Source organism: Micromonospora sp. NPDC047548 (assembly GCF_040642975.1).
GTDB lineage: Bacteria > Actinomycetota > Actinomycetes > Mycobacteriales > Micromonosporaceae > Micromonospora.
The window spans coordinates 1-25,601 of the sequence record NZ_JBEYTI010000049.1 but is presented as its reverse complement, the minus strand read 5'-3'; the positions used below and the strand labels follow the sequence as shown (position 1 = coordinate 25,601).

22 protein-coding genes and 4 pseudogenes are annotated in these 25,601 nt (G+C 72.9%); 9 read left to right on the top strand and 17 right to left on the bottom strand.

Annotated elements, in window-relative coordinates; all coding sequences use genetic code 11:
- Positions 1–171 precede the first annotated feature (171 nt).
- The 3 genes from dapF to ABZ807_RS28830 are packed head-to-tail and all read right to left on the bottom strand — an operon-like array spanning position 172 to position 2,706.
- Positions 172–1,017: a diaminopimelate epimerase gene (gene dapF, locus ABZ807_RS28840; RefSeq protein WP_357164688.1), complete on the bottom strand. Its 846-nt coding sequence runs from the start codon at positions 1,015–1,017 to the stop codon at positions 172–174.
- Positions 1,018–1,024: 7 nt separating this feature from the next.
- Entirely contained in the window at positions 1,025–1,951 is a 927-nt protein-coding gene (gene miaA, locus ABZ807_RS28835; protein WP_357164718.1) for a tRNA (adenosine(37)-N6)-dimethylallyltransferase MiaA, read from the bottom strand.
- The gene (locus ABZ807_RS28830; RefSeq protein WP_357164686.1) at positions 1,936–2,706 is read right to left on the bottom strand and encodes a hypothetical protein; all 771 of its coding nucleotides are present in this window, start codon (positions 2,704–2,706) and stop codon (positions 1,936–1,938) included. Before ABZ807_RS28830 ends, miaA begins: the two co-directional genes overlap by 16 nt.
- A 152-nt stretch (positions 2,707–2,858) precedes the next feature.
- Here ABZ807_RS28830 and ABZ807_RS28825 point away from each other — a divergent pair, with 152 nt between their 5' ends.
- Entirely contained in the window at positions 2,859–4,067 is a 1,209-nt protein-coding gene (locus ABZ807_RS28825) for a DUF349 domain-containing protein (RefSeq protein ID WP_357164683.1), read from the top strand.
- 177 nt (positions 4,068–4,244) lie between these two features.
- Positions 4,245–4,532, top strand: a pseudogene (locus tag ABZ807_RS28820) (cellulose binding domain-containing protein); the annotation flags it as partial.
- A gap of 61 nt (positions 4,533–4,593) precedes the next feature.
- Here the strand turns inward: ABZ807_RS28820 and miaB are convergent.
- The gene (miaB, locus tag ABZ807_RS28815) at positions 4,594–6,093 is read right to left on the bottom strand and encodes a tRNA (N6-isopentenyl adenosine(37)-C2)-methylthiotransferase MiaB (protein WP_357164680.1); all 1,500 of its coding nucleotides are present in this window, start codon (positions 6,091–6,093) and stop codon (positions 4,594–4,596) included.
- A 52-nt stretch (positions 6,094–6,145) separates the two neighbouring features.
- Here miaB and ABZ807_RS28810 point away from each other — a divergent pair, with 52 nt between their 5' ends.
- A complete protein-coding gene (locus tag ABZ807_RS28810) occupies positions 6,146–6,373 on the top strand; it encodes a DUF2277 domain-containing protein (protein ID WP_154942825.1) in 228 nt (75 codons plus the stop codon).
- A 40-nt stretch (positions 6,374–6,413) separates the two neighbouring features.
- Here ABZ807_RS28810 and ABZ807_RS28805 read toward each other — a convergent pair whose 3' ends face one another.
- Both ABZ807_RS28805 and selD read right to left on the bottom strand, forming a co-directional pair.
- Positions 6,414–6,893, bottom strand: a complete 480-nt coding sequence (locus tag ABZ807_RS28805) for a hypothetical protein (RefSeq protein WP_357164677.1) — start codon at positions 6,891–6,893, stop codon at positions 6,414–6,416.
- A 214-nt stretch (positions 6,894–7,107) separates the two neighbouring features.
- Positions 7,108–8,097, bottom strand: coding sequence for a selenide, water dikinase SelD (selD, locus tag ABZ807_RS28800; RefSeq protein ID WP_357164674.1), 990 nt, complete (start codon positions 8,095–8,097; stop codon positions 7,108–7,110).
- A 197-nt stretch (positions 8,098–8,294) separates the two neighbouring features.
- Here selD and ABZ807_RS28795 point away from each other — a divergent pair, with 197 nt between their 5' ends.
- Genes ABZ807_RS28795 through ABZ807_RS28780 form a run of 4 tightly spaced genes read left to right on the top strand, consistent with a single transcriptional unit; the run spans position 8,295 to position 11,701 of the window.
- Entirely contained in the window at positions 8,295–9,050 is a 756-nt protein-coding gene (locus ABZ807_RS28795; RefSeq protein WP_357164671.1) for an amino acid ABC transporter ATP-binding protein, read from the top strand.
- 56 nt (positions 9,051–9,106) lie between these two features.
- Positions 9,107–9,985 carry a glutamate ABC transporter substrate-binding protein gene (locus ABZ807_RS28790; protein ID WP_357164668.1) on the top strand — a complete coding sequence of 293 codons (879 nt, stop codon included), beginning with the start codon at positions 9,107–9,109 and terminating at the stop codon, positions 9,983–9,985.
- A 40-nt stretch (positions 9,986–10,025) separates the two neighbouring features.
- The gene (locus ABZ807_RS28785; RefSeq protein ID WP_357164665.1) at positions 10,026–10,733 is read left to right on the top strand and encodes an amino acid ABC transporter permease; all 708 of its coding nucleotides are present in this window, start codon (positions 10,026–10,028) and stop codon (positions 10,731–10,733) included.
- Positions 10,730–11,701 (top strand): amino acid ABC transporter permease, encoded by a 972-nt coding sequence (locus ABZ807_RS28780; protein WP_357164662.1) that lies wholly within the window; start codon positions 10,730–10,732, stop codon positions 11,699–11,701. The genes ABZ807_RS28785 and ABZ807_RS28780 overlap by 4 nt, the downstream gene beginning before the upstream one ends.
- A gap of 87 nt (positions 11,702–11,788) precedes the next feature.
- Here the strand turns inward: ABZ807_RS28780 and rny are convergent, their stop codons facing one another.
- The 10 genes and pseudogenes from rny to ABZ807_RS28730 all read right to left on the bottom strand — a co-directional run bounded on the left by rny (position 11,789) and on the right by ABZ807_RS28730 (position 22,345).
- Positions 11,789–13,555, bottom strand: coding sequence for a ribonuclease Y (gene rny / locus ABZ807_RS28775; RefSeq protein WP_357164659.1), 1,767 nt, complete (start codon positions 13,553–13,555; stop codon positions 11,789–11,791).
- A gap of 597 nt (positions 13,556–14,152) precedes the next feature.
- A complete protein-coding gene (locus tag ABZ807_RS28770) occupies positions 14,153–14,848 on the bottom strand; it encodes a regulatory protein RecX (protein ID WP_357164656.1) in 696 nt (231 codons plus the stop codon).
- Between the two features lie 15 nt (positions 14,849–14,863).
- Positions 14,864–15,400, bottom strand: a pseudogene (locus ABZ807_RS28765) (recombinase RecA); the annotation flags it as partial.
- Positions 15,401–15,535: 135 nt separating this feature from the next.
- A pseudogene (locus ABZ807_RS28760) lies at positions 15,536–16,384 on the bottom strand (recombinase RecA); the annotation flags it as partial.
- Between the two features lie 3 nt (positions 16,385–16,387).
- Positions 16,388–17,002, bottom strand: a pseudogene (gene recA / locus ABZ807_RS28755) (recombinase RecA); the annotation flags it as partial.
- A 185-nt stretch (positions 17,003–17,187) separates the two neighbouring features.
- Positions 17,188–17,388 carry a DUF3046 domain-containing protein gene (locus ABZ807_RS28750; RefSeq protein ID WP_357164654.1) on the bottom strand — a complete coding sequence of 67 codons (201 nt, stop codon included), beginning with the start codon at positions 17,386–17,388 and terminating at the stop codon, positions 17,188–17,190.
- A gap of 4 nt (positions 17,389–17,392) precedes the next feature.
- Complete coding sequence (locus ABZ807_RS28745) at positions 17,393–18,736, bottom strand: MFS transporter (RefSeq protein ID WP_357164651.1); 1,344 nt, start codon at positions 18,734–18,736, stop codon at positions 17,393–17,395.
- Between the two features lie 75 nt (positions 18,737–18,811).
- Positions 18,812–19,954 carry an acyl-CoA dehydrogenase family protein gene (locus ABZ807_RS28740; RefSeq protein WP_357164648.1) on the bottom strand — a complete coding sequence of 381 codons (1,143 nt, stop codon included), beginning with the start codon at positions 19,952–19,954 and terminating at the stop codon, positions 18,812–18,814.
- Between the two features lie 97 nt (positions 19,955–20,051).
- Positions 20,052–20,756, bottom strand: coding sequence for a UdgX family uracil-DNA binding protein (locus tag ABZ807_RS28735; RefSeq protein WP_357164645.1), 705 nt, complete (start codon positions 20,754–20,756; stop codon positions 20,052–20,054).
- Positions 20,757–21,004: 248 nt separating this feature from the next.
- Positions 21,005–22,345, bottom strand: a complete 1,341-nt coding sequence (locus tag ABZ807_RS28730) for an aminotransferase class I/II-fold pyridoxal phosphate-dependent enzyme (protein WP_357164642.1) — start codon at positions 22,343–22,345, stop codon at positions 21,005–21,007.
- Positions 22,346–22,383: 38 nt separating this feature from the next.
- Here ABZ807_RS28730 and ABZ807_RS28725 point away from each other — a divergent pair, with 38 nt between their 5' ends.
- Both ABZ807_RS28725 and leuE read left to right on the top strand, forming a co-directional pair.
- Entirely contained in the window at positions 22,384–23,628 is a 1,245-nt protein-coding gene (locus ABZ807_RS28725) for a bifunctional pyridoxamine 5'-phosphate oxidase family protein/GNAT family N-acetyltransferase (RefSeq protein ID WP_357164639.1), read from the top strand.
- Positions 23,628–24,296, top strand: coding sequence for a leucine efflux protein LeuE (gene leuE, locus ABZ807_RS28720; RefSeq protein ID WP_357164636.1), 669 nt, complete (start codon positions 23,628–23,630; stop codon positions 24,294–24,296). Before ABZ807_RS28725 ends, leuE begins: the two co-directional genes overlap by 1 nt.
- A gap of 15 nt (positions 24,297–24,311) precedes the next feature.
- Here the strand turns inward: leuE and ABZ807_RS28715 are convergent, their stop codons facing one another.
- Positions 24,312–25,232 carry a sporulation protein gene (locus tag ABZ807_RS28715; RefSeq protein WP_357164633.1) on the bottom strand — a complete coding sequence of 307 codons (921 nt, stop codon included), beginning with the start codon at positions 25,230–25,232 and terminating at the stop codon, positions 24,312–24,314.
- Positions 25,233–25,601 lie beyond the last annotated feature (369 nt).

Sequence of the window (25,601 nt, the reverse complement as noted above, 5' to 3'; positions counted from 1 at the left end):
TCACCCCGCGCCGGGTGCGTTCGGCCCGCCCCCCCCCCCCCCCCCCACCCCACCCACCCCACCCACCCCACCCGCGTCGATCATGAAGTTAGCGGGTTGGTTTGTCCCACTTCCTCCCCGCTAACTTCATGATCACCGGGTCGGCCCCGCAGGGGGCGGGGGGCCGGGGGGTCAGGGGAGGAGGGTGGTGGGGGTGAGGGTGCCGGTGGCGACCAGGACCGCCGGCCCCGACAGCCAGCAGGAGTCGCCGGTGACCGTGACCGTGAGGCGGCCACCGGGGACGTCCACCGCGACCGTGCCGGTGTCCCGGGCGTCGTCGCGCAGGGCCACCGCGGCCACCGCGCAGGCGCCGGTGCCGCAGGAGAGCGTCTCGGCCGAGCCCCGCTCGTAGACCCGCATCAGCACGTGCCCGTCGGTGCCGTCCACCGGCTCCCCCGGCGCGATGAACTCGACGTTCACCCCGGCCGGGAAGACCCCGGCGTCGTACTCGGGCGCGTGAGTCAGGTCGAGGGCGGCCAGTTCCCGCCCGGCCGGCAGCGCGCAGACCAGGTGCGGGTTGCCGACGTCCACCGCCGCGCCGGGCAGGGTCAGCCCGCCCAGGGTGGCGGTCGAGGCGTCGTACACCCGGGGGCGGCGCATCTCGACGGCAATCGCCTCCCCCTCGACCCGCGCGCGCACCACGCCGGCCCGGGTGGCCACCGGCAGCGCCGCGCCGGCGGGCGTGGCCAGCCCGGTCTCCAGCAGGTAGCGGACGAAGACCCGGGCGCCGTTGCCGCACATCTCGGCGAACGACCCGTCGGAGTTCCAGTAGTCCATGAACCACTCGGCCTCGCCAGCCAGGGCGACGCCCTCGGGGTGCTTGGCCGCCCGGACCACCCGCAGCACGCCGTCGCCGCCGACACCGCGCCGCCGGTCGCAGATCGCGGCGACCAGCCCGGGCGTCAGGTCGAGCGCCCCGTCCGGGTCGGGCAGGATGACGAAGTCGTTGCCGGTGCCATGGCCCTTGGTGAACTCCACGCCCCCATCATCGCCGATGGTCGGCGACCACCCGCAGCGCCGTGTCGAGAAACGAGGGCGAGGCCGAGTCGAGCCAGTGGATCCGCGGGTCGCGGCGGAACCAGGAGCGCTGCCGGCGGACGAAGCGCCGGGTGGCCCGGATCGTCTCGTCGTGTGCCCCGGTCTCGCTCAGCTCCCCGGCCAGGAAGCGCAGCACCTGCTGGTAGCCGAGCGCCCGGCTGGCCGTCCGACCCTCGGGCAGGCCGTGGCCGACCAGCTCGCGGGTCTCGGCGACCAGCCCGTCGGCCCACATCCGGTCGACCCGCAGCGCGATCCGCTCGTCCAGCGGCGCGGTGTCCAGGTCGACGCCGAGCTGGACCGACGGGTAGTACGGCGTCGGTTCCGGCAGCGAGGCGGTGAACGGCGCCCCGGTCAGCTCGATCACCTCCAGCGCCCGGACGATCCGCCGGCCGTTGCCCGGCAGGATGCCGGCCGCCGCGACCGGGTCGGCCGCCGCCAGGCGGGCGTGCAGCGGGGCCGGCCCCACCGCCGCCAGCTCGGCCTCCAGCCGCTGCCGCACCGCCGGGTCGGTGCCGGGGAACTCGAACTGCTCCAGCACCGCCCGCACGTACAGCCCCGAGCCGCCGACCAGCAGCGGCACCCGGCCCCGGGCCAGGATGTCGTCGACCGCCGCGCGCGCCAGCCGCTGGTACTCCGCGACGCTGGCCGGCTCGGTGACGTCCCAGATGTCCAGCAGGTGGTGCGGCACGCCCTCCCGCTCGGCCGAGGTCAGCTTGGCGGTGCCGATGTCCATGCCCCGGTAGAGCTGCATCGAGTCGGCGTTGACCACCTCACCGTCGAGGGCGTGTGCCAGGGCGATGCTCAGCGCCGACTTGCCGGCCGCGGTCGGCCCGACCACCGCCACCACCGCCGCGCTGCTCACGCGGGCTCCCAGGACGCCACGAGGTAGGCGACGCCGTAGGGCGCCGAGTAGTGGCGCAGCTCACCCCGCCAGTCGCCGCCGGTCGCGCGGACCGCGCCGGCCAGCACCTGCCAGGGCGCCCGCCCGGCCACCCTCAGCTCCGCCGACAGCACCGGGTCCAGGCCGAGCAGGGCCTCGGCGTCCGCGTCGGCCAGGGCCCGCGCCACCCCGTCGTCGTACGCCTCGGCGCGCGGGTCGTCGTAGCCGGGCGCCTGCCGCCCCCGGCAGGTCGACCCGTCCCCCAGCACCAGCAGCGCGACCCGACGGTCGGGCCCGCCGACCAGGGACGCCCCGAGCTCCGCGCAGGCCACCGGGGACTCGTCGGTCGCCACCGACCGGGCCAGCCGGGGCAGCTCGGTGCCCGACCGGCCGACCAGCCAGGCGCCGACCGTCAGGCTCAGCGGCAGGCGCTCCCCGCCGGCGCAGTTGGTCTTCCCGAGCCGGACGGGCCGGTCCAGCCCGAACGGCCGCAGCGAGCCGAAGTCGGCGGGGTCGAACGTGGTGGTCCGCGGCCCGTCGCCGATGAGGAGGACCTCGTCGGCCGCGGCGGCGAGCAGCCCGGCGACAGCGGCGTCGCAGGCGGCCCGGAGCTCGTCCAGCTCGGCGGCGGCGGCACCGGCCAGCTCGGGCACGATCAGGGGCGGGTGGGGGCAGACGGCGGCGGCGACCAGAGGCACGGATTCACGGTAGCCGGACGCGCCGGTGCGTCCCCGCGCCGATCCGGTCATTCGAGCGGTAGGACACCGTATGGTCACGGTCGACGGCAGGCGCTTCACGCGGACGGGGTCGGACCTGTGACAATGCCGGGAGTAACTTGGCTGCGCCGTGGCGGCGATCGCGGGATCCGTCCCGTCGACGCCGGGAGAACGAGGATGGGCACATGAGCGACTGGACTGCCTTCGGACGGGTGGACGCGGACGGCACCGTGTACGTGAAGACCACCGAGGGTGAGCGGGTGGTCGGATCCTGGCAGGCGGGAGCCCCGGAGGAGGGGCTGGCCCACTTCGCCCGACGCTTCGCCGACCTGGTGACCGAGGTGGACCTGACCGAGGCCCGACTCAACTCGGGCGCGGCGGACGCCGGCCACTCGCTGACCACGATCCGCCGGATCCGCGCCTCGCTGGTCGAGGCGCACGTCGTCGGCGACATCGACGCCCTCGCCGCGCGGCTGGACAAGCTCGCCGCCGTCGCCGAGGAGAAGGCCGGCGAAGCCCGGGCCGCCCGGGACGCCGCCCGCGGCGAGGCGCTGGCCCGCAAGACCGCCCTGGTCGAGGAGGCGGAGAAGCTGGCCGCCGAGTCGACCGGCTGGAAGACCGCCGGTGACCGGTTCAAGGAGATCCTCGACGAGTGGAAGACCATCCGCGGGGTCGACAAGAAGGCCGACGGCGAACTGTGGAAGCGGTTCGCCGCGGCGCGGGACGGGTTCACCCGCCGCCGGGGCGCCCACTTCGCCTCCCTCGACCAGCAGCGCAAGCAGGCGCAGACGGTCAAGGAAGAGCTGGTCGCCGAGGCGGAGAAGCTGAAGGACTCCACCGACTGGGCGATCAGCGCCAACCAGCTCAAGGAGCTGATGAACCAGTGGAAGGCCGCGCCGCGTGCCTCCAAGGAGGCCGAGCAGAAGCTCTGGGAACGGTTCCGGGCCGCCCAGGACGCCTTCTTCAGCCGGCGTAGCGAGGTCTTCTCCGCCCGCGACAACGAGCAGCGGGTCAACCTGGAGCGCAAGCAGGCTCTGCTCGCCGAGGCCGAGGCGCTGGACGTCGACGCCGACCCGAAGGGTACGCAGGCCAAGCTGCGGGAGATCCAGGCGCAGTGGCACGAGGCCGGCCGGGTGCCGCGGGAGGCCGCCGCCGGGCTGGAGCGGCGGCTGCGGACCGTCGACGACAAGGTCCGCGAGGTCATGGACTCGGCGTGGCGGCGGACCACCAAGGAGGACAACCCGCTGCTCGCCCAGATGCGGGCGCAGGTGGCCGAGGCCGAGGAGCGGCTGGCCCGGGCGCAGGCCGCCGGGGACGCCCGCCGGGTCAGGGAGGCCGAGCAGGCGCTCGCCTCCAAGCGGCAGTTCCTCCAGCTCGCCGAGCAGGCCGGCTGACGCCGGCACGCTCCGGGAGCCCCGGTCCCCTGGCGGGACCGGGGCTCATGCGCGTCCGCGCCCCGGGCCCCGGGCCGCGCACCCGCACCCGCACCGCGCGCCGCACCCGCACCCGGGCCCCGCGTCCAGCATCCAGCGTCGACGACCCCGGCCCCGACCGGCGGCTGCACCGCCAGCCACAAGCAGGTCAATGCCTGGCAGGGCGGCTTCCAGGGGGAGCTGACCGTGCAGAACACCGGCACCACGGCGGTGAACCCGTGGTCGGTGGCCTGGTCCTGGCCGTCCGGGGTGAGCCTGGCCAGCGGCTGGAACGCCACGGTCACCCAGTCCGGCACGACGGTCACCGCCGCCGCGCCCGACTGGTCGCGGTCCCTCGCGGCCGGAGCGTCGGTGACGATCGGCTTCACCGCCAACGGCGCGGCGTCCGCGCCGGGCACGGTGAAGCTCAACAGCACCGCCTGCTGACCCTGCCCCGACGCGGCGACGGCCGGGGCCTCCGGCGGAGGTCCCGGCCGTCGGCGGCCGGTCAGTGCGCGGCGCAGCCGGGTGCCGGCGCGGGCGCCGCGGCCGGCGCGCCGACCGTGGGCAGCCCGAGCAGCACCCCGGGGGTACGCGGGGAGCGGCCCGCCTCGGCCGCGTCGCCGGCCCGGGTGCGCCGGTGCGACACCGGCTCGCCGTCGGCGTTGAGGTGGTGCGGGGCGGCGTACGTGACCGTGGTGTGCACGATGTCGCCGGGGCGGACCTGGCCGGCCAGCGAGCCCGCCTCGAAGTGCACCAGACGGCCGTCGCGGGCGCGGCCGGACATCCGGCCGGTGCGCTCGTCCTTGCGCCCCTCGCCGACGGCGACCAGCACCTCGACGGTCTCCCCCACCATGCGCTTGTTCTCTGCCCAGGTGATCTCCTCGACGCAGGCGATCAGCCGCTCGTAGCGCTCCTGCACGACCTGCTTGGGCAGTTGGCCGTCCATGGTTGCCGCCGGGGTGCCGGGGCGCTTGGAGTACTGGAAGGTGAACGCCGAGGAGAACCGCGCCTCGCGGACCACGTCGAGGGTGCACTGGAAGTCGGCCTCGGTCTCGCCGGGGAAGCCGACGATGATGTCGGTGGTGATCGCCGCGTCCGGCATCGCCGCCCGGACCTTCTCGATGATGCCCAGGTAGCGCTCCGACCGGTACGACCGGCGCATCGCGCGCAGCACGTCGTCCGAGCCGGACTGCAACGGCATGTGCAGCGAGTGGCAGACGTTCGGCGTCTCGGCCATCGCGGCGATCACGTCGTCGGTGAAGTCCTTCGGGTGCGGGCTGGTGAACCGGACCCGCTCCAGCCCGTCGACGTCGCCGCAGGCGCGCAGCAGCTTGCCGAAGGCGTACCTGTCCCCGAACTCCACGCCGTAGGAGTTGACGTTCTGCCCGAGCAGGGTCACCTCCAGCACGCCGGAGTCGACCAGGGCGCGCACCTCGGAGAGAATGTCGCCGGGGCGGCGGTCCTTCTCCTTGCCGCGCAGGGAGGGCACGATGCAGAACGTGCAGGTGTTGTTGCAACCCACCGAGATCGACACCCAGCCGGCGTACGTCGACTCGCGCCGGGTCGGCAGCGTGGAGGGAAAGACGTCGAGGGATTCGAGGATCTCCACCTCGGCGGCGGCGTTGTGCCGGGCCCGCTCCAGCAGCACCGGCAGCGAGCCGATGTTGTGGGTGCCGAAGACCACGTCGACCCAGGGTGCCTTGCGGACGATGTCGCCACGGTCCTTCTGGGCCAGGCAGCCGCCGACGGCGATCTGCATGCCGGGGTGCTTGGCCTTCACGGGGCGCAGATGACCCAGGTTGCCGTAGAGCCGGTTGTCGGCGTTCTCCCGGACGGCGCAGGTGTTGAACACCACCACGTCCGGGTTGTCGTCGGCCTCGGCGGCACGCACGTAACCCGCCTGCTCCAGCAGGCCGGAGATGCGCTCGGAGTCGTGCACGTTCATCTGGCAGCCGTAGGTGCGCACCTGGTAGGTGCGCGGGCTGCTGGCGGCTGCGGTAGTCATGACGTGCACAGCGTATCCGGGCCGACCGGGTGGACCCGAACGAGGAGGAGCCATGTGCCGCAGCATCAAGACCTTGCGTGAGCCGTACGTGCCGGAGGTGACGCCGGCCGACATCGAGGCGGCGGCCTTGCAGTACGTCCGGAAGATCTCGGGCTTCCGGGCCCCGGCCGCGCACAACGCCGAGGCGTTCGACGCGGCGGTACGTGCGGTGGCCGCCGCCACGGCGACCCTGCTCGACCAGTTGCAGGTGCGGGGATCCCGCCCGGCGCGGGCCGGCTGATCGGGCGCCGGGCCCGGCGGGAGCGGCGGGCCCGGCGCCGTCAGGCCGCGGCGAGGGCCGGGTTGACCGAGTCGGGCGCCCAGCGCGACCGGTGGCACCGGGACCAGCCCCGACAGCCGGGATTGGCCAGCGTGCAGAGCCGCTGGTTGCTGAGCACCTCGCCGTCGTCGGTCTCGGTCACGTCGAAGTGCACCGGGCGGATGGTGCCGTCCGGCGCGACCAGCAGGTGCCGGCCGGCGTCGAGGGTGTCGTCGGTCAGCAGGCAGTTGCGGTCGAGCAGGCGGGCCAGCGCGGCGACGCTGGTGCGCTCGTTGAGCCGCTCGGGCACCCCGTAGCAGTCCACCACCGTGGCGAACTCCCCCGGCGCCTCCCACACGTCGCAGATCACCGCGTACGTGGGCAGCCGGGCCGGGTCGGCGACGGCGAGGGGCATCACCACCCGGCCGAGCGCCTCGGCCAGCGCCGGGTACACCGCCACCGGCGCCGCCCCGTCGATTCTCCAGTTCCACAGCTCGGTCATGCCGCCTCCTCGCTGCGTTCGTCCCACCGGCCTCCGGATCGGGCCTTACTGACGATGGTGAGGTGCATATGACCTCAGCCGGGGGCAAGTTACCGGTCTGTGACCATTCCGGGCAAAATTTCCTCGGGCCCCGTTGTACCGAGTAGCGGGAAGGTGACAGTTTATCGGGTATGGTGCCCGACCCGGGGGACCTCAGCCGGCGGGTTCCCGCCGGTCAGCGGAGCACGAGGCGGTGCTCACCGGCGGGCAGCAGCTCGCCGACCACGGCGCCACCGGGGACCTCCCCGGCGACCAGCAGCCCGCCGGAGGTCTGCGCGTCGGCGAGCAGCAGCTGGTCGGCCTCGCCGGTCGAACCGAAGTCGGTCCACGGCCGCACCCAGTCCAGGTTGCGGCGGGTGCCGCCGCTGACGTACCCGTCGCGGACGGCCTCCCGCGCGCCGGGCAGGTACGGCACCCGGGCGGTGTCGATCGCGACCGTGAGGCGGCTGGCCCGGGCCAGCTTCGAGGCGTGCCCGAGCAGCCCGAAGCCGGTGACGTCGGTGCCGCAGCGGATGCCCGCGGCGACCGCCGCGCGGGCGGCGTCCCGGTTGAGCGCGGCCATCGAGGCGACCGCCTCGGCGAACCGCTCGCCGGTCCGCTTGTGCCGGGTGTTCAGCACCCCGACGCCGAGCGGCTTGGTCAGCGAGAGCGGCAGGCCGGCCCGGCCGGCGTCGAGCGTGATCAGCTCTTCGGGACGGACCACCCCGGTGACGGCGAGGCCGTACTTGGGGCCGTCGTCGTCGACGCTGTGGCCGCCGGCGAGGTGGCAGCCGGCCTCCCGGGCCACGTCCTGCCCGCCGCGCAGCACCTCCCGGGCCAGCTCCAGCGGGAGCACGTCGCGCGGCCAGCAGAGCAGGTTCAGCGCGACCAGCGGGGTGCCGCCCATGGCGTACACGTCGGACAGCGCGTTGGCGGCGGCGATCCGGCCCCAGTCGTACGGGTCGTCGACGACCGGGGTGAAGAAGTCGGCGGTGCTGACCAGCCCGGTCCGCTCGTCCAGCCGGACCACCGCGGCGTCGTCGCCGTGGTCCAGCCCGACCAGCAGGTCGGCGGTGCCGCCGGCCGGGCCCAGGCCGGCCACCATCGCCTCCAGCTCGCCGGGCGGGATCTTGCAGGCGCAGCCGCCGCCCCGGGCGTAATCGGTCAGGCGGACGCCGTGGGTCATCCCCACATGATCTCCGCGTAGCCCCGCCACCACCACCCGAACGGGCCGTACGGTGACGAAATTCGGACTCCCGGGCACGGCCGGGACCGGTGTTACCGCTCCGTGACCCACCAGGTTGCGTTCCGCCACATCCCCCCGCCTACAGTGGCCCAACCGGGGGTCGACCGACCCCGCTTCCGAGAGGGACGACAGGGACGGTGGACGACGTGACGACGGGCGAACCGCTCATCGTGCTGGACGGGGTCAACAAGTGGTTCGGGCCCCTGCACGTGCTGGACGACGTGTCGCTCTCCGTCGGCCGGGGTGAGGTGGTCGTGGTGATCGGCCCCTCCGGCTCCGGCAAGTCGACGCTCTGCCGGACCATCAACCGGCTGGAGCCGATCACTTCCGGCACCATCACCTTCGACGGGACGCCGCTGCCCGCCGAGGGCAAGCCGCTGGCGAAGCTGCGCAGCGAGGTCGGCATGGTCTTCCAGTCGTTCAACCTCTTCGCGCACAAGACCATCCTGGAAAACGTCACCATCGGCCCGATCAAGGTCCGCAGGGAGAAGCCGGCCGCCGCCCGCGAGCGCGGCCTGGCCCTGCTCGACCGGGTCGGCATCGCCAACCAGGCCGACAAGTACCCGGCCCAACTCTCCGGCGGCCAGCAGCAGCGCGCCGCGATCGCCCGCGCGCTCGCCATGCAGCCGAAGGCGATGCTCTTCGACGAGCCCACCAGCGCGCTCGACCCGGAGATGGTCGGCGAGGTGCTGGACGTGATGACCTCGCTGGCCCGCGACGGCATGACCATGGTCGTGGTCACCCACGAGATGGGCTTCGCCCGGCACGCGGCGAACCGGGTGATCTTCATGGCCGACGGGCAGCTCGTCGAGGACGCCCCGCCGACCGAGTTCTTCGCGAACCCCCGCAGCGAGCGGGCCAGGGACTTCCTCTCCAAGATCCTCACTCACTAGGCGTCGGTTGTGGAGCACGCCGCCTCCGGCGGGCTCCGTCGAAAAAGGAGATGTATATGCGTATGAAGCGCGTAGCGGCGCTCGCGGCGGCCGCCACCCTGTCGTTCGGAATGGCCGCCTGCGGTGGCGACGACGCCACGGAGGGCACCGGCGCCGGCAACAAGTCGTTCGCCGCCGGCAGCACCATGGAGAAGCTCAACAAGGCCCAGAAGATCAAGATCGGCACCAAGTTCGACCAGCCGGGCTTCGGTCAGACCGGCCTGTCGGGCAAGCCGGAGGGCTTCGACGTCGAGGTCGCGAAGATCATCGTCAAGGAACTCGGCATCCCCGCGGACAAGATCGAGTTCGTGGAGACGCCGTCGAAGGTCCGTGAGGACAAGATCGTCGACGGCAGCGTCGACCTGGTCGCCGCGACCTACACGATCAACGACAAGCGCAAGGAGCGCATCGCGTTCGCCGGGCCGTACTACGAGGCCGGCCAGAACATCCTGGTGAAGAAGGACGACACCAGCATCACCGGCCCGGACTCGTTCAAGGACGGCACCAAGAAGGTCTGCTCGGTGACCGGCTCCACCCCGGCCGAGACCATCAAGCAGTCCGTCAAGGACGTCGCCACCCAGCTGGTGCTCTTCGACACCTACGACAAGTGCCGCGACGCCCTCAAGGGTGGCCAGGTCGACGCCGTCACCACGGACAACGTGATCCTGCTCGGCTTCATCGCCAAGGACGAGGCGTCCTTCAAGCTGGCCGGCGACAACTTCACCAAGGAGCCGTACGGCATCGGGGTGAAGAAGGAGGACAACGCTTTCCGCAACTTCATCAACGACACGCTGGAGAAGGCCTTCTCCGACGGTAGCTGGAAGAAGGCCTGGGACGACACCGCCGGCAAGTTCGGCGCCGAACTGGGCAGCGCCCCGACCGTCAACCGCTACTGATCTGACCTTCGATCTGGAGGGTGGGGAGGAACACCGACCCGTGAATGTGCTCATCGACAAGTTCGACGTCTTTGCGGGCGGTTTCTGGCTCACCCTCCAGATCTGCGTGCTCGCCGCGATCGGCGCCCTGCTCCTGGGCGCCGTCGTGGCGGTGCTCCGCATCTCGCCGGTGCCGCCGCTGCGCGCCCTCGGCACCGGATACGTCAATCTCTTCCGGAACATGCCACTGACCGTGGTGATGTTCTTCGCCGCCTTCGGCCTGCCGGCGCTCGGCTCGAACGCGGACTTCCTGCGCATCCCCGGCCTGGACGCGCTGTTCACGCGGCTCGGCACCGACCTGCCGTACTTCCGCTTCGCGCTGATCGCCCTGGTGCTCTACACCGCGGCGTTCGTCTGCGAGGCGCTGCGATCCGGCGTGAACGCGGTGCCGGCCGGGCAGGCCGAGGCGGCGCGCTCGCTCGGCCTCACCTTCGGCCAGAACCTGCGCTACGTGGTGCTGCCGCAGTCCTGGAAGGCCTCGGTGGTGCCGCTCGGCTCGGTGATCATCGCGATGATCAAGAACTCGGCGCTGGTCGGCTTCTTCGGCGTGGTCGGTGACCTCTCGCAGACCGCCGACCAGCTCACCTCGGCCGAGGGCTACGCCTTCATCCCCGTCGCCATCGGCATCTCGATCGGATACCTGATCATGACCGTGCCGCTCGGCGCCCTGCTGGACCGGCTGGAGAAGCGACAGGCGGTGGCCCGATGAGTCAGCAGACCAGCGTCCTCTACGACGTCCCCGGCCCCCGCCAGCGGCGGATCACGTTGATCGGCAGCCTGGTCGCCACGGTGGTGCTGCTCGTCGCGGCGTACTTCCTGATCTACCAGCCGCTGGACGACAAGGGCCAGTTCTCCCTGGAGCTGTGGGGGCCGCTGGTCGACCCCTCCAACGAGAGCTTCTCCCTGGTGTGGGACCGGATCGCCTTCGGCGTCAAGAACACGCTGATCGCGGCGGCGCTGTCCATCGTCGCGTCGCTGCTGGTCGGCACCCTGCTGGCCGTACTGCGGATCCAGCTCAAGAGCCTGACCCGGCGACGCTTCACCGGGCTGGCGACGCCGGCGGCATACCTGCTGCGCGGGCTGAGCCTGCTGCTCTCGGCCGTCACCCGGGTCTGCGTCGAGGTGTTCCGCGGCCTGCCGGTCGTCATCACCATCTTCTTCGTGGCCCGCGGCTTCCCCGAGTTCGGCGCCTCGTTCGACACGCTCTGGTATCTGGTGATCGGCCTGACCATCTACAACTCGGTGGTCATCGCGGAGATCCTCCGCTCCGGCATGGAGGGGCTGCCCGGCGGTCAGGCCGAGGCCGCTGCCGCGATCGGCCTCTCGCCGTTGCAGGCCACCCGCATGATCCTGCTGCCGCAGTCGTTCCGGATCATGCTGCCGGCGCTGATCAGCCAGTTGGTCGTCGTGCTCAAGGACACCTCGCTGGGCTTCATCATCAGCTACCAGGAGACGCTCAACATCGGCAAGCAGATCATCGGCGTGCTGGGCAACCCGATCCAGGTCTACGTCGTGATCGCCGCGTTCTTCATCGTGGTCAACTACTCGCTGTCGAAGCTGGCGCAGTACGTCCAGCGCCGGCTCTCCCAGGGCCGCAAGACCGCCGGCACGCCGGCGCAGAACCCGCCGCCCGCGGCGCTGATGTCGCAGTCCGAGAGCAGCGGCCAGGGCATCTGACCCGCCACTGACGACCCGAGGGCCGGCCCGGACATCCGGGCCGGCCCTCGTCGTTCCGCCCGCCCCGCTGTCGGGCCGGAGTCGATGTCAGCGGGCGATCTCGGTGACCCGGGACTCGCGGACCACGGTCACCCGGATCTGCCCCGGGTAGGTCAGCTCCTCCTCGATCTGCTTGGCCACGTCCCGGGCCAGCACCGCCGCACCGATGTCGTCGACGTCCTCCGGCTTGACCATCACCCGGACCTCCCGGCCCGCCTGCATGGCGAAGACCTTCTCCACGCCGAGCTTGCCGGCCGCGATCTCCTCGATCCGCTCCAGCCGCTTGACGTACGCCTCCAGGCTCTCCCGCCGGGCGCCCGGCCGCCCACCCGAGCAGGCGTCGGAGGCCTGGGTGAGCACCGCCTCGATGGTCTGCGGCGGCACCTCGTTGTGGTGCGCCTCGATGGCGTGCACCACGTCCTCGCTCTCGCCGTACTTGCGGGCCAGGTCGGCGCCGATGATGGCGTGCGAGCCCTCCACCTCGTGGGTGAGCGCCTTGCCGATGTCGTGCAGGAACGCGCAACGCTTGATCGTAGGCACGTCCAGCCGCAGCTCGGCGGCCATGATCCCGGCGATGTGCGCGGTCTCCACCAGGTGCTTGAGCACGTTCTGCCCGTACGACGTCCGGTAGCGCAGCCGGCCGAGCAGGGTGACCAGCTCCGGGTGGATCTCGGTGATGCCGACCTCGACCAGGGCGTCCTCGGCGGCCCGGTGGCAGAGCGCCTCCACCTCCTGGCGGGCCAGGTCGTGCACCTCCTCGATCCGGTGCGGGTGGATCCGGCCGTCGAGGACCAGCTTCTCCAGGGTGAGCCGGCCGACCTCCCGGCGCACCGGGTCAAAGCAGGACAGCAGCACCGCCTCGGGGGTGTCGTCGATGATCAGGTTGACCCCGGTGACCGACTCGAAGGCGCGGATGTTGCGCCCCTCCCGGCCGATGATCCGCCCCTTCATCTCGTCGCCGGGCAGGTGCAGGACGCTGACCACGCTCTCCGCGGTCTGCTCGCTGGCCACCCGCTGGATGGCGTCCACCACGATGTGCCGGGCGCGCTGCTCGGCGGTGCCGCGGGCGTCGGACTCGATGTCCCGGACCAGCAGCGCGGCCTCCCGCTTGGCCTGCGTCTCGATCGCCTCGATCAGCTCGGCCCGCGCGGCGTCGGCGGTGAGCCCGGCGACCCGTTCCAGCTCCCGGCGGCGCTGCTCCTCAGCGGCGGTCAGCGCGGTCTCCCGTTCCACGAGCCCGGCCTCCCGCCTCGCCAGCTCGGCGCGGGCCGCGGTGAGCTGCCGTTCCCGCTCGGCGAGGCGCTCCACCTCCTCGGTGTGCAGCCGCTCCCGCTCGTCCATCCTGGCCGCCCGGCGTTCCACCTCGGCGGCCTGCTCCCGGGTCGTGGCGGCAAGGACGGCCACCTCCCGCTCGCCGCTGCGCCGGGCGGTGGTCCGCAACTGCTCGGCGTCGGCCTCGGCCTGCCGGTGGGCCCGTTCCAGGACGGTGTCCGCCTCGGCGCGGGCGTCGTCGAGCACCCGGCGGGCCTCGGCCCGGGCCGCCTTCGCCTCGGCCTTCGCACCGGCCGCCTCGGTGCGGGCGGCGGCCGCGGCGGACTTCGCCACGTCGATGGTGCTGTGCGCCTCGTCGGCGGCGCTGCGCAGCGCCGCCAGGGACTGCTCCTGGCGGTCCTTCTCGGCGATGAAGGCCGGGTCCTCCGGAGCCGGGGCCGTGCCGAGGCGCCGCACCACGCGTACGCCGAACAGCACGGCGCCGACGACGACCAGGGCGAGGAGCAGCACGACGACGAGCAGCACCACCTCCACGGCGCTCATGCCCGTACCCCGTCGCACCGGCCGGCGAGGCCGGACCGCCGTACTCCACCGGCGGACCCGCTACCGCCGACACCCCCTCGGGACCCGTGGTCCCTGTGCCGCCCCGCCATGGCCGCCTCCCCTGAACGTCGACGCCGCAGAGGACCGTGCCGACGGGCACGAGCCTCTACGACCCTGGACGCCCGACCGAGCGGCTGGCCGTGGGTACAGCTCTCTGTCGGCGGTGCCCCTCCGGGCATCGCCGACAGCCGGGTGCAGTTGTCGGATCGGCTCCGGACCGGCTGTCCGGAGCGACCGTCAAAGGCCGGTGGAGCTGGCCAAAGTGATGCTGTTCTGTTACGCGATCTATGTTGTGCGCTTAGCCTGCGCTGGTCGGGCAATGTGAGCCTGTAGGGCGAGGCTAGGTCGCGAAAGGCCGTTCGGTCAAGAACTCATGATCAAACCCCCCGAACGGAGCGAAGTTGTTTCGTCACCCGCTGGTGACGGCATGACGGACAGCAGCGGACAAAGGACCCGGGCAACGGGGTTACGTGTCAGCCTTCGGACCTGCTCACGGCCCCGGTGCGACGGCGCACCGGGTGCGCGGACGGTGGCGGGTCAGTCGGTGCCGCGGGTGTCCCGGTCGAGCTCCCCCTCGGCCTCGGCCAGGGCGTCGGCGTCGATCTGCTCGGCGAACTCGGCCGCCTCGGCGCTCTGCGCGGCGAGCGCGTCCTTCACCGCACGGATCGCCACGCCCGGCGGGTAGCCCTTGCGGGCGAGCATCCCGACCAGCCGGCGGAACACCGCGTCCGGTTCGCCCCGGGCGGTGCGCAGCTTCCGCTCCACCAGGACGCGGGCGGTCTCCGCCTCGGTCTCCTCGTCCAGCTCGCCGAGCGCCTCGCTGGCCACGTCGCCGTCCACGCCGCGCTGGCGCAGCTCGTTGGCCAGCGCCCGGCGAGCCAGGCCCCGACCGGCGTGCCGGCTGGAGACCCAGGCACGGGCGAAGGCGGCGTCGTCGATGATGCCGACCTCGTCGTACCGGTCGAGCACGTCGGCCGTGACCTCGTCGGAGATGCCCCGCTTGGCCAGCGCCCCGGCCAGCTCGGCCCGGGTACGCGGACGCACCGCGAGCTGCCGCAGGCAGATCTCCCGGGCCACCTCGGCCTCGTCGCGCGGTGGGGCCGGGGTCGCCTCCGGATCGGTCTCGGCGGACCGGCCGCGACGACCCCGCCGAGGCCGGGGCGCGGTGTCGTCACCCGCCCGAGGCGGGCTGGCGTCCCAGCCTCGCCCCGTGCGGGCGCGTCGTCCTGCCACTTAGTCAGCGGCCGATCAGAAGTCGACCGGAGGCAGCTCCGGGCCGCCGGCGGCGTCGCCCGCGCCGACCCCGACGCCGAGCTTCTCCAGGATCTTCTTCTCGATCTCGGCGGCCACGTCCGGGTTCTCCCGGAGGAATTCGCGGGCCTTCTCCTTGCCCTGGCCGAGCTGGTCACCGTCGTAGGTGTACCAGGCGCCGGACTTGCGGATGATCGCCTGCTCCACGCCGACGTCGATCAGCGAGCCCTCGCGGGAGATGCCCTTGCCGTACATGATGTCGAACTCGGCCTGCTTGAACGGCGCGGCGACCTTGTTCTTCACGACCTTGACCCTGGTCCGGTTACCGACCACGTCGGTGCCGTCCTTCAGGCTCTCGATGCGGCGCACGTCGAGCCGGACCGAGGCGTAGAACTTCAGCGCCCGACCACCGGTGGTGGTCTCCGGGCTGTTGTGCACCATGACGCCGTCGACGAAGTAGTTGTGGTTGCCCTCCACCTCGATGTCGAACCGGTTCATGGAGCGAGTCCTGGGCTTGACATGCACATCGATGATCCGAGCCGGCACCGGCATGAGTTCCGCCGGAACGAACTGCGGCTCGACGGCACACTGGCCACGGAACCGGGGCAGCAGCTTGGAATCCATCGCCGCCGGCACGTAGGGAGCGATCAGAGCCTGGAACCTCGCAGACGCCTCGGTGGTGAACATGATCGACGCCGCCTGCCGGGTGCCACGCGCCACCAGCTTCACGTCCAGCCCGTACGCGTCGCGCAGGTGCTCGACCAACCGCTCCCTGCTCCCCTCTGCCATCGCCTCGACGCAGATTTCAATCCGGCCGGAGCCGCCCTCGGTACGCCTCTGCAGTCCCTTGGAACGCAGAGTGAAGCAGCCGTCGTCCATGTACCAGACCGCAAGCGCCAGCGGCGTCAGGGCCTTGAGGTAGTCCCAGCTCAGGTGCTTCTTACCGTCACCGAGATAGACGGCGCGACGAAGTTCCTCCAGCTCAGGCAGGGCGGTGAAGTCGGCAAAAGCCGCGCCCCGGGCGTCGACCCGACGCGACACGGTCAGGTTGCCGAGCAACGACACCTTCCAGTCGAGGTAGTCGACCTGCTGCGCGCCATGTCCCAAGCGGAACCGAACGCCGGAGCGGCCACGGAGGTTCGGCGAGAGGTTGCCGTCGCCCATCAACGAGCCGAGCATGACCTGCCACTGCTGGTCGCTGAGGCGCCGCGGCTCCGCCAGCATGACGCGGTCGCCGGCGATGAGCTCCCCGGCTTCCCGCCACCCGCCCGGAGTACGGACAAGATGGTTGGCCGTGGCAGCGAACTGTGCGCGACCGTTACCACCAGACTTGGCCACGGTGAACTGGAGGAACTCCTCCGCCGGCCCGTTGTTGAACCAGTTGGTGATCCGCTTCGGCTCCACCCGGTCGGTTTCCGGGTTGTAGGAGAGCACTTCGACGTTCATCCGCTGGTTGACAATCTTGCCGATCTTCTCCTGCGTACCGTCCGCCAGGGTGACCCTGGTCGAGTACGACATGCAGCCGAACATGACCCCGATTTTTTCTCGCAACTGGTTGATGAAGATCGCCGTGGTGCCGGTGTTGTTGAGCACACCGGTGATCTTGCGCAGCGCCTGGCTCATCAGCCGGGCCTGCAGACCCACGTGGCTGTCACCCATCTCGCCCTCGATCTCGGCGCGCGGCACCAGGGCGGCGACCGAGTCGATCACGATGATGTCGATCGCGCCGGAGCGGACCAGCATGTCCGCGATCTCCAGCGCCTGCTCGCCGGTGTCCGGCTGGGAGACCAGCAGGGCGTCGGTGTCGACGCCCAGAGCCTTCGCGTACTCCGGGTCGAGCGCGTGCTCGGCGTCGATGAAGGCGGCGATGCCGCCGGCCCGCTGGGCATTGGCCACCGCGTGCAGGGCGACCGTGGTCTTACCGCTGGACTCGGGACCGTAGATCTCGACGACCCGGCCGCGGGGCAGACCGCCCACGCCGAGCGCCACGTCGAGCGCGATCGAACCGGTCGGGATCACGGCGGTCTGGATGACCGGCCGCTCCCCCAGCCGCATCACCGAACCCTTGCCGAACTGCTTGTCGATCTGAGCGAGAGCAAGGTCGAGTGCCTTCTCCCGGTCGGGCCCTGCGGCCATGTTTGCCACCCCTGCCTTCGCCGGCGTCTTTCCTGAGCTTCGCGTCACGCGGACACGCTAGGCGCTGGGTCCGACAGAAAACCAGCCGAGGAGGCCGTGAGCTGTGGACGAGCACCCCGCTGTGGACAATAGCCGAACACGTGTACGAGCGGGCAGGCGACACGCGGGAGCGACGAACCCGCTGCTCAGCGTAGCCGGGCGGGCACCCGGTCGGGATAGGCGGCGACGACGGCCCGCCACACCACGTGGGTCTGCTCACCCGAGGCGAACGCCTGCTCGATGGTCCGCCCGCCCAGCTGGGACAACACCTGGTCACGGGCGATGCTGGCCGCGTAGCCCGGCCCGAAGGCCTCCGCCAGCCGGGCCCAGAAGTCGGTCAGCCGCACGTGATCAGTCCTCCTCGTCCGGTGCCCCCACCGGCACCGGACGCAACGCTAGCGCCACCAGGGGCACCACCGCGATCGCCGCCAGCAGGGTCAGCACCGGATATCCCGCCGCCCGCATGACAAACCCGCTGAGCGCGGCGGCGGCGGCGCCGGCCAGCCCCATCGTCAGGTCGGAGAACCCCTGCACGCTCGGCCGGACCGCCGCCGGGACCGACTCCGACAGCAGGGTGGAGCCGGCCACCATGGTGCCGGACCAGCCCAGCCCGAGCAGGACCAGGCCGACCGAGAGCTGGGGCGTGTCGTGCCCGGCGGTGCCGGCGACCGCGCACGCGGCCAGCAGCAGCCCGACCCCACCGAGGACGACCGCACGCCGACCCAGCCGGTCGGTGAGCCAGCCCACCACCGGGCTGAGCGCGTACATGCCGGCAATGTGCAGGCTCAGCACGATGCCGACCACCCGCAGCACGTCGGCGTCGCCGTGCGACTCGCCGAGGCGTACCGGCGTCATCGACATCACCGCGACCATCACCACGTGGCCCACCGCCACCGCCGCGATGCCGAGCCGGGCGGCCGGGCGCTCGCGTACCACCCGCCAGGCCGCGCGCATCCCCGCGTCGCGCCGGGCGGTCTCCGCCGGCGCGGCGACGGCGTCCGCCGGCGGGGTGACGTCCGCGACGGCGGCCGCGACCGGGGCGTCGGCCGCCGCCAGCCGGCGCGCGGTGAGCAGCGGGTCGGGCCGCAGCAGCACCAGGAGTACGACGGCGGCGAGCACGAACGCGGCGGCACTGAACGCGAACGGGCCGGCCAGCGGCGGCAGCCCCCACCCGCGGGTGGTGCGGTCGGCCAGCGAGGCGAAGTTCGGCGCGGCCACCGCGCCGATGGTGGTGGCCCAGACGATCAGCGACAACTGCCGGCCCCGGCGGGCCGGTTCGGCGAGGTCCACCGCGGTGTAGCGGGCCTGGAGGTTCGCCGCGGTGCCGCCGCCGAAGAGCAGCATGCCCAGGAAGAGCAGCGGTACGAAGCCGGTGACCGTGGCGAGCACCACCAGCACGGCACCGGCCGCGCCGGCCAGGTAGGCGACGGCCAGCCCGGGTCGCCGGCCGTGCCCGTTCATGATCCGGGTGATCGGGACGGCGAGCAGGGCCCCGCCGACCACGGCGGCGCTCTGCGCCAGGCCGGCGACGGCGGTGCCGGCGACCCGGGCGGCGAGCAGCGCCCCGACGGCAATGCCGATGGTGACGCCGATCCCGCCGATGATCTGGGTGGTGAAGAGCAGGCGCAGGGTCCGCCGCTGGATCGGCGCGACGTCCGGCCGGGTACGGTCCGGCGCGGTCAGGTCGGTGGCCATGCGGCCTCCTCGGTAAGGGGTCAGACGCCGCCCCATCCTTGCAAACCGGCCCCGTCCCCGAGAGACCCGGTCGCGCTACAGGCCGAGCCCGCGGCCGATGATCTCCTTCATGATCTCGGTGGTGCCGCCGTAGATGGTCTGCACCCGCCCGTCCAGCCAGGCCTTCGCCACCGGGTACTCCAGCATGTAGCCGTAGCCGCCGTGCAGCTGCACGCAGCGGTCGGCGACCCGGTTCTGCAGCTCGGTGGTCCACCACTTGGCCTTGGCGGCGTCGGTGACCGAGAGCCGACCGGCGTTGAACTCGGTCACGCAGTGGTTGACGAAGGTGCGCGCGATGGTCACCTCGGTGTCCATCTCCGCCAGCAGGAACCGGTTGTGCTGGAACTTCCCGATCGGCCGGCCGAACGCCTCCCGCGAGCGGGCGTGGTCGAGGGTCACCGCGAGCAGCTTCTCCGCCGCCGCCACCGCCGCGACGGCGATGCTGAGCCGCTCCCGGGGCAGGTTGGCCATCAGGTGGTAGAAGCCGTGGTTCTCGGTGCCGATCAGGTTCTCCGCCGGCACCCGGCAGTCGTCGAAGAAGAGCTCCGCGGTGTCGTTGGCCTTCAGGCCCACCTTCGCCAGCCGGCGGCCCCGGGTGAAGCCGGGAGTGCCGGTCTCCACCACGATCAGGCTCACCCCGTGGGCGCCCTGGTCCGGGGCGGTCCGCGCCACCACGATGACCAGGTCGGCCAGCTCGCCGTTGGTGATGAAGGTCTTCTGCCCGTTGAGCACCCAGCTGTCGCCGTCCCGGACCGCGCTGGTGCGTACCCCGGCCAGGTCGGAACCGGCGCCGGGCTCGCTCATCGCGATCGCGGTGACCAGGTCGCCGGAGCAGAAGCCGGGCAGCCAGCGCTTGCGCTGGTCGTCGGTGGTCAGCTCGGTCAGGTACGGCGCCACCACGTCGTTGTGCAGGCCGAAGCCGAGCCCGGAGCAGCCGGACGCGACGATCTCCTCGACCAGCACCGCGTTGAACCGGAAGTCCCGCTGGCCGCCGCCGCCGTGGTCGGTGTCGACGTCCATCCCGAGCAACCCGGCAGCGCCGGCCTTGCGCCAGACCGCACGGTCGACGATCCCGTCGGCCTCCCACCGGGCGTGGTGCGGCACCGCCTCGCGGGCCAGGAACTCCCGGCACAGGTCGCGGAACTCCTCGTGGACCGGTTCGTAGAGATGCTGCTCCATGGCGGCCAGTGTGGCACCGCCCACCCGCCCTGCCCAGGGGGTGGCGGCCGCTCCGACACTCCTCAGTGGATCCGCCGGCGCCTCCTGGCGGGGTGCGCTACGCGGCCAGGGCGCGGGCGGCGACCGTCAGGTCCCCGACCAGCCCCGCGTACGCGGCGTCCTGGTCGTCGGCGCGCAGCACGGCGGACGGGTGGATGGTGGCCAGCAGCTGCGCTGCCGGCGCGTCGGCGACCTTGCCGGCGCTGTCCACCGGCACCCGGGCGAAGTCCTCCGGGCGCTGGGCGGACGCCGGCCACGGCAGCAGCTCACCCCGCTGCCGGGTGACCCGGAACGACGGGCCGAGCAGGGCCTTGGCGGCGGTCGCGCCGAGCACCACCACCAGCTCGGGGTGCAGCCGGGAGAACTCCGCGACCAGCCAGGGCCGGCAGGCGGTGATGTGCACCCGGTCCGGTGTCTGGTGGATGCGCCGCTTCCCGCGCAGCTCGAACCTGAAGTGCTTCACGGCGTTCGTCAGGTAGATGTGCCCGGGGTCGATACCGGCGTCGTCGACCGCCCGGCGCAGCAGCCGGCCGGCCGGGCCGACGAAGGGCAGTCCCTTCTGGTCCTCCATGTCGCCGGGCTGCTCACCGACCAGGACCACCCGGGCGGTCTCGTCGCCCCGGCCGAAGACCGTCTGCGAGGCGTCACGGTAGAGCTCGCAGCCCTGGCAGCCGGCTGCGGCGGTGCGCAGCTCGTCGATCGTGTCGGCCTGCGGCGGGATGAACTGCTGGGCTCCGGGCGCATTCTCGGTCTGCTCGGCCATGAGGACTGTTATATACCGGTTGTCGTGCCGACGCCGGGTGCCGCCCGGCGGGCAGGTCCCCCGGCGTCAGTAGCCGCCACCACCGCCGCCGCCACGCGAGGCCAGCGCGATCGCCACGATCACGAGGACGATCACCACCAGCGCGATGACGATCCAGAGACCCGTCCTGGGTTTGCCTGCCGCCATGGTCGTTCACCTCCGGGACGGGGCGTACCCGCCCAGACCGCCGCCATGCGCCACCGGTCGACTCATGCGGTGAACCCGCCTGACGCGGCGGGGCGCAGCGCCCGTGCGATCGCGTCGGCGAGCGGCCCGACGTCGGCTTCGTCCAGGGCGCTGATCGTGATCCGGAGGGCCGGGTCGGCGCCGATCCGGAAGAGCGCGCCCGGGGCGACCGACCAGCCGGCGTCGCGCAGCGCGGTGACCGCGACGGTCTCGTCCGGGACCGGCAGCCAGACGTTTATGCCGCTGCGCCCGTGCCCGGTGAGGCCCCGGGCGGCGAGGGCGGCGAGCAGGGCGGATCGCCGCCGCTCATACTCCTGCCCGGCCCGGCGGACCAACCCGGCGGTGGCCGGGTCGCGCCAGAGCGCCAGGACGAGCCGCTGCAGCACGGTGGAGACCCAGCCGGCGCCGACCCGGGCCCGCCCGGCGACCCGGGCCACGGTGGCCTCGTCGCCGGCCAGCACCGCCAGCCGTAGGTCGGGCCCGAAGGGCTTGCTCACCGACCGGACGAAGGCCCACGCCGGGGTCGCCCCGGCGAGCGGGTGCAGCGGCACCCGGGCCAGCTCGGCGGCGTGGTCGTCCTCGATCAGCAGCAGGTCGGGACGGCCGGCGAGCAGCGCCCGCAGGGCGCCGGCCCGGCCGGCGGAGACGGCGGCGCCGGTCGGGTTCTGCGCGCGGCTGGTCACCACCAGCGCCCGGGCGCCGAGGGTCAGGGCGTCGCGCACGCCGGCCTCGGTGGGCCCGTCGTCGTCCAGCGGTACGCCGATCGGCCGCAGCCCCAGCGCGGCGACCAGGTCGAGCAGGTTGACCCAGCCCGGATCCTCCACCGCCACCGCGTCGCCGGGGCGCAGGTGGGCGGCGAGCAGCCGCTCGATGCCGTCCAGCGTGCCCCCGGTGACGGTGATCTCCTCGGCCGGCACACCGTCGGCGGTGAGGCGGTCCCGGGCCGCCTCGGCGAGCGCGGGGAGCACGGCGGTCGAGGCGTACCCGACGGGTGGGCCGATCTCGGCGGCGAGCGCGGCCAGGTGCGGACCGAGCGGGGGCAGCAGCCGGGGGTCGGGTTGGCCCTGGGAGAGGTCGCGGGTGCCGGGGGCGGGCGGCGGGTGCAGCGCGGAGCGGCGGCTGGCGACCGGGGGCCGGGGGCGTACCCGGGTGCCGTGCCGGCCCGCCGTGACGACCAGGCCGCGCTGGCGCAGCTCCTGGTAGGCCCGGGCGACGGTGGCCGGGCTGACCGACAGCTCGGCCGCCAGTGCCCGGACGGCGGGCAGCGGGCTGCCGGCGGCCAGGGCGCCGGCGCGGACGCCGGTTTCCACGCTGGCCGAAATGGCGGCGGACGTGGACCCGGTGATCTGATAACGTGCTGGCACAGTTTCAGGATTGTACTAGAACAAAGATGGGATGGCACATGTACGCCCCGACCGCGCGGACCACCGCCAGCCGCTCCCGGGAGCGGATGAACTACGACCGGGCCGCCGCGCACGCGGTGCTCGACGAGGCGTACCACTGCGTGCTCGGGTTCACCGTCGACGGCGAGCCCCGGCTGCTGCCCACCCTGCACGTGCGCGTCGGCGACACCCTCTACCTGCACGGCTCCACCGGCAGCCGGCCGCTGCTCGCCGCCCGCGGCGACGCCGGGCTGCGGATCTGCGTCACGGTCACCCTGCTCGACGGGCTGGTCTACGCCCGCTCGCAGTTCCACCACAGCGCCAACTACCGGTCGGTGGTCGCGCACGGCACCGCCCACCTGGTCACCGACGACGCCGAGAAGGTACGGATGCTGACCGCCCTGGTGGAGAAGGTCGGCGCCGGGCGCAGCGCGGACAGCCGCCCGCCGAGCCGCCGGGAGCTGGCCGAGACCGCCGTGCTGGCGCTGCCGCTGCGCGAGGTGTCGCTGCGCTCCCGCACCGGCGGGGTCCGCGAGGACTCCGCCGACGTCGACCTGCCGTACTGGGCCGGGGTGGTGCCGCTGCGGCTGACCGCCGGGCCGCCGGAGCCGCACGCGGGCGTGACCGCGCCGGTGCCGGCGTACCTGCGGGCGGCCGGGTCGCCGTGGCGGGAGGCGACGACCATGCGAGGCGGGCACGTGCTGTTGGAGCCGCTGGACCTGGCCCACGCCGACGAACTCTTCACCGCCACCGCCGAGCCCGAGGTGTGGGAGCACCTGGGCCACCCGCTGCCCGCCGGCCCGACCGCGATGACGGAGATCGTCGCCGGCGCGCTGGCCGCCGGGCATCGGGGCGAACGGGTGCCCTGGGTGCAGCGCTGCGCACGGACGGGAGCGGTGGTCGGCACCACCTCGTACTACGACATCGACCCCGAGCGGCGGTCGGTCGCCATCGGCCACACCTGGCTCGGCCGGCCCTGGTGGCACAGCGGGATCAACACCGAGGCCAAGCTGCTGCTGCTCACCCGCGCGTTCGACGAACTCGGCGCGGTCCGCGTGGTCTGGCACACCGACATCCGCAACAGCCGTTCGCAGACGGCGATCGAACGTCTGGGCGCCACCCGGGAGGGGGTGCTGCGGCGGCACCGGCAGCGCCCGGACGGCTCCTGGCGGGACACCGTGCTGTACGCGATGACCGTCGATGAGTGGCCGAACGCACAACTCAGGCTCCGGGAAAGACTTCACCGGACGGCGGTCGTGGCCTGATGATGACGGGCGTGCTGGGTATCACCGACATCTGGACGTACGTGCTGGGAACCATAGCGATCATCCTGCTGCCGGGGCCCAACTCGCTCTTCGTGCTCTCCACCGCGGCCAAGCGGGGCGTGGGGGCCGGCTACCGGGCGGCGGGCGGCGTGTTCGTCGGCGACGGGGTGCTGATGGTCCTCTCCGCGGCCGGGGTGGCGTCGCTGCTCAAGGCGTACCCGCCGCTCTTCCTGGTGATCAAATACGCGGGTGCGGCGTACCTCGGGTATGTCGGGGTGACGATGCTGCGCGGCGCCTGGCAGCGCTGGCGCGACCGCAACGACCCGCAGGCGCCGCGCCTGATCGACGCCGCGGAGCCGGCGGCGATGCGCAGTCCGTTCCGCCGGGCGCTGGTGGTCAGCCTGCTCAACCCGAAGGCGATCCTCTTCTTCATCTCGTTCTTCATCCAGTTCGTCGACCCCGGGTACGCCTGGCCGGCGCTGTCGTTCCTGCTGCTCGGGTTGATCGCCCAGGTCACCAGCGCGCTCTACCTGACCGCGTTGATCTTCGCGGGCACGTTCCTGGCGGCGCAGTTCCGGCGCCGTCGGCGGCTGGCCGCAGGCGCCACCACCGGCGTCGCGGTGCTCTTCCTCGGCTTCAGCCTCAAGCTCGCCACCGCCTCGGTCTGACTCCGGGGCGGCAGGTCAGGTCCCGTCGCCGCCCCCGCCGACGCCCGCGCTCCCGGCGGTGCCGCCAAGGCCGTAGCCGGGCGCGACCGGCACGTCGGGCCGGCGGCTGACGTGCGCCGACTCGCCGATCCGGGCGGACCAGTGGGCGTGCGAGGCGGCCGCCGCGTGCCGGTTGATCGCCTCGCGCAGCCAGCCGTCGACGGTGTTGACCCAGTCCCGCTGCTCGGCGCCGGCGTGCCAGATCCGGAACCGGCTGATGCTCTGGTGACTGATTCCGGTCAGTGACAGCCTGCGGTCCAGCCAGAGGATCACCTCCAGGCCGGCCGAGTTCGTCACGAAGATCAGCTCCAGCTCGGTGATCGGCCCGGCGTAGAGGGGCGCGACCCAGTACCCGAGGCGCTCGTGCAGCGGCAGCGCCTGCTCCACCCCGGGCAGCCGGCCCTGCGCCAGACCGGCCTGCCGCATCACGAAGCCGAGCGTGTCGAGGGCGGCCAGGACGTGCTGCTGGGTGGGGAGCGGGTGGACGAAGACCGGCACCATGGCCCCCTGGTCCAGGTACGGGTCCACCGACACCTCGGTACGCAACCCGGTGCGCAGGGTCATCAGCGGCACCCCGCCGAAAATGGTCAGCGGCGTCTCCCAGGGCAGCGGCAGGGCGAAGTCGACCGCCCGCCGTCGCCCCGCCGGCACCACGAACCGGCCCGCGACCGGCGCCTGGTGGTACTGCACCAGGCGGCGGGGCGCGCCGGGGTCGTCCGGCTCGACCTGGGCGACCAGGCCGAGCCGGATGTGCCGGATCGGCACGTCGTCCGGCCCGGCGGTGAGCGTCACCCGTCCCGGCAGCCGCAGCCCGGGCCGGGTGCTCGGGTTGGTCAGGGTGGTGCTCACCGAGAGCCCGGTCCAGCCGGACTCCGGTGACACCCCGGTCAGCCGCATTCCGCCCCTCCCCCGTCGTCGCCTTCCCGTCATCGGCTCCGACCGGCGGATTCCCGCTGTCCGCCCCCGCACTCCTGCGCCCGCCCGGTTCGGACGTCCCGATCCGTCCCACGACGCCGTGGCGCTGCTCCGGCCCACTCCGGCACCCACCAGACCCGCCGCCCAACGTCCGACCGCACGGGCCGACCGCCGGCGCCGGGAGCGTGATCTACGCGGCCGGCTGCGGGCCCCGGGAGCGTGATCCACGCGCTTTGCGGCGTGTCGCGGTGTCCGAGCTGGCGAACGCGGACTGGAACAGCGCGTTCTTGAGTGCGTGGTTGCCTCGTCGGGAGCGGGTCTCGCCCTTGATCGAGGACCCTGACCGGCGGG

Coding starts and splice junctions, on each gene's coding strand:
- ABZ807_RS28830 (WP_357164686.1), bottom strand. CDS start 2,706: ATGACCGGATCGGCGCGGGGACGCACCGGCGCGTCCGGCTACCGTGAA.
- ABZ807_RS28825 (WP_357164683.1), top strand. CDS start 2,859: ATGAGCGACTGGACTGCCTTCGGACGGGTGGACGCGGACGGCACCGTG.
- miaB (WP_357164680.1), bottom strand. CDS start 6,093: ATGACTACCGCAGCCGCCAGCAGCCCGCGCACCTACCAGGTGCGCACC.
- ABZ807_RS28810 (WP_154942825.1), top strand. CDS start 6,146: ATGTGCCGCAGCATCAAGACCTTGCGTGAGCCGTACGTGCCGGAGGTG.
- ABZ807_RS28805 (WP_357164677.1), bottom strand. CDS start 6,893: ATGACCGAGCTGTGGAACTGGAGAATCGACGGGGCGGCGCCGGTGGCG.
- selD (WP_357164674.1), bottom strand. CDS start 8,097: ATGACCCACGGCGTCCGCCTGACCGATTACGCCCGGGGCGGCGGCTGC.
- ABZ807_RS28790 (WP_357164668.1), top strand. CDS start 9,107: ATGCGTATGAAGCGCGTAGCGGCGCTCGCGGCGGCCGCCACCCTGTCG.
- ABZ807_RS28780 (WP_357164662.1), top strand. CDS start 10,730: ATGAGTCAGCAGACCAGCGTCCTCTACGACGTCCCCGGCCCCCGCCAG.
- rny (WP_357164659.1), bottom strand. CDS start 13,555: ATGAGCGCCGTGGAGGTGGTGCTGCTCGTCGTCGTGCTGCTCCTCGCC.
- ABZ807_RS28745 (WP_357164651.1), bottom strand. CDS start 18,736: ATGGCCACCGACCTGACCGCGCCGGACCGTACCCGGCCGGACGTCGCG.
- ABZ807_RS28740 (WP_357164648.1), bottom strand. CDS start 19,954: ATGGAGCAGCATCTCTACGAACCGGTCCACGAGGAGTTCCGCGACCTG.
- ABZ807_RS28735 (WP_357164645.1), bottom strand. CDS start 20,756: ATGGCCGAGCAGACCGAGAATGCGCCCGGAGCCCAGCAGTTCATCCCG.
- ABZ807_RS28725 (WP_357164639.1), top strand. CDS start 22,384: ATGTACGCCCCGACCGCGCGGACCACCGCCAGCCGCTCCCGGGAGCGG.
- leuE (WP_357164636.1), top strand. CDS start 23,628: ATGATGACGGGCGTGCTGGGTATCACCGACATCTGGACGTACGTGCTG.
- ABZ807_RS28715 (WP_357164633.1), bottom strand. CDS start 25,232: ATGCGGCTGACCGGGGTGTCACCGGAGTCCGGCTGGACCGGGCTCTCG.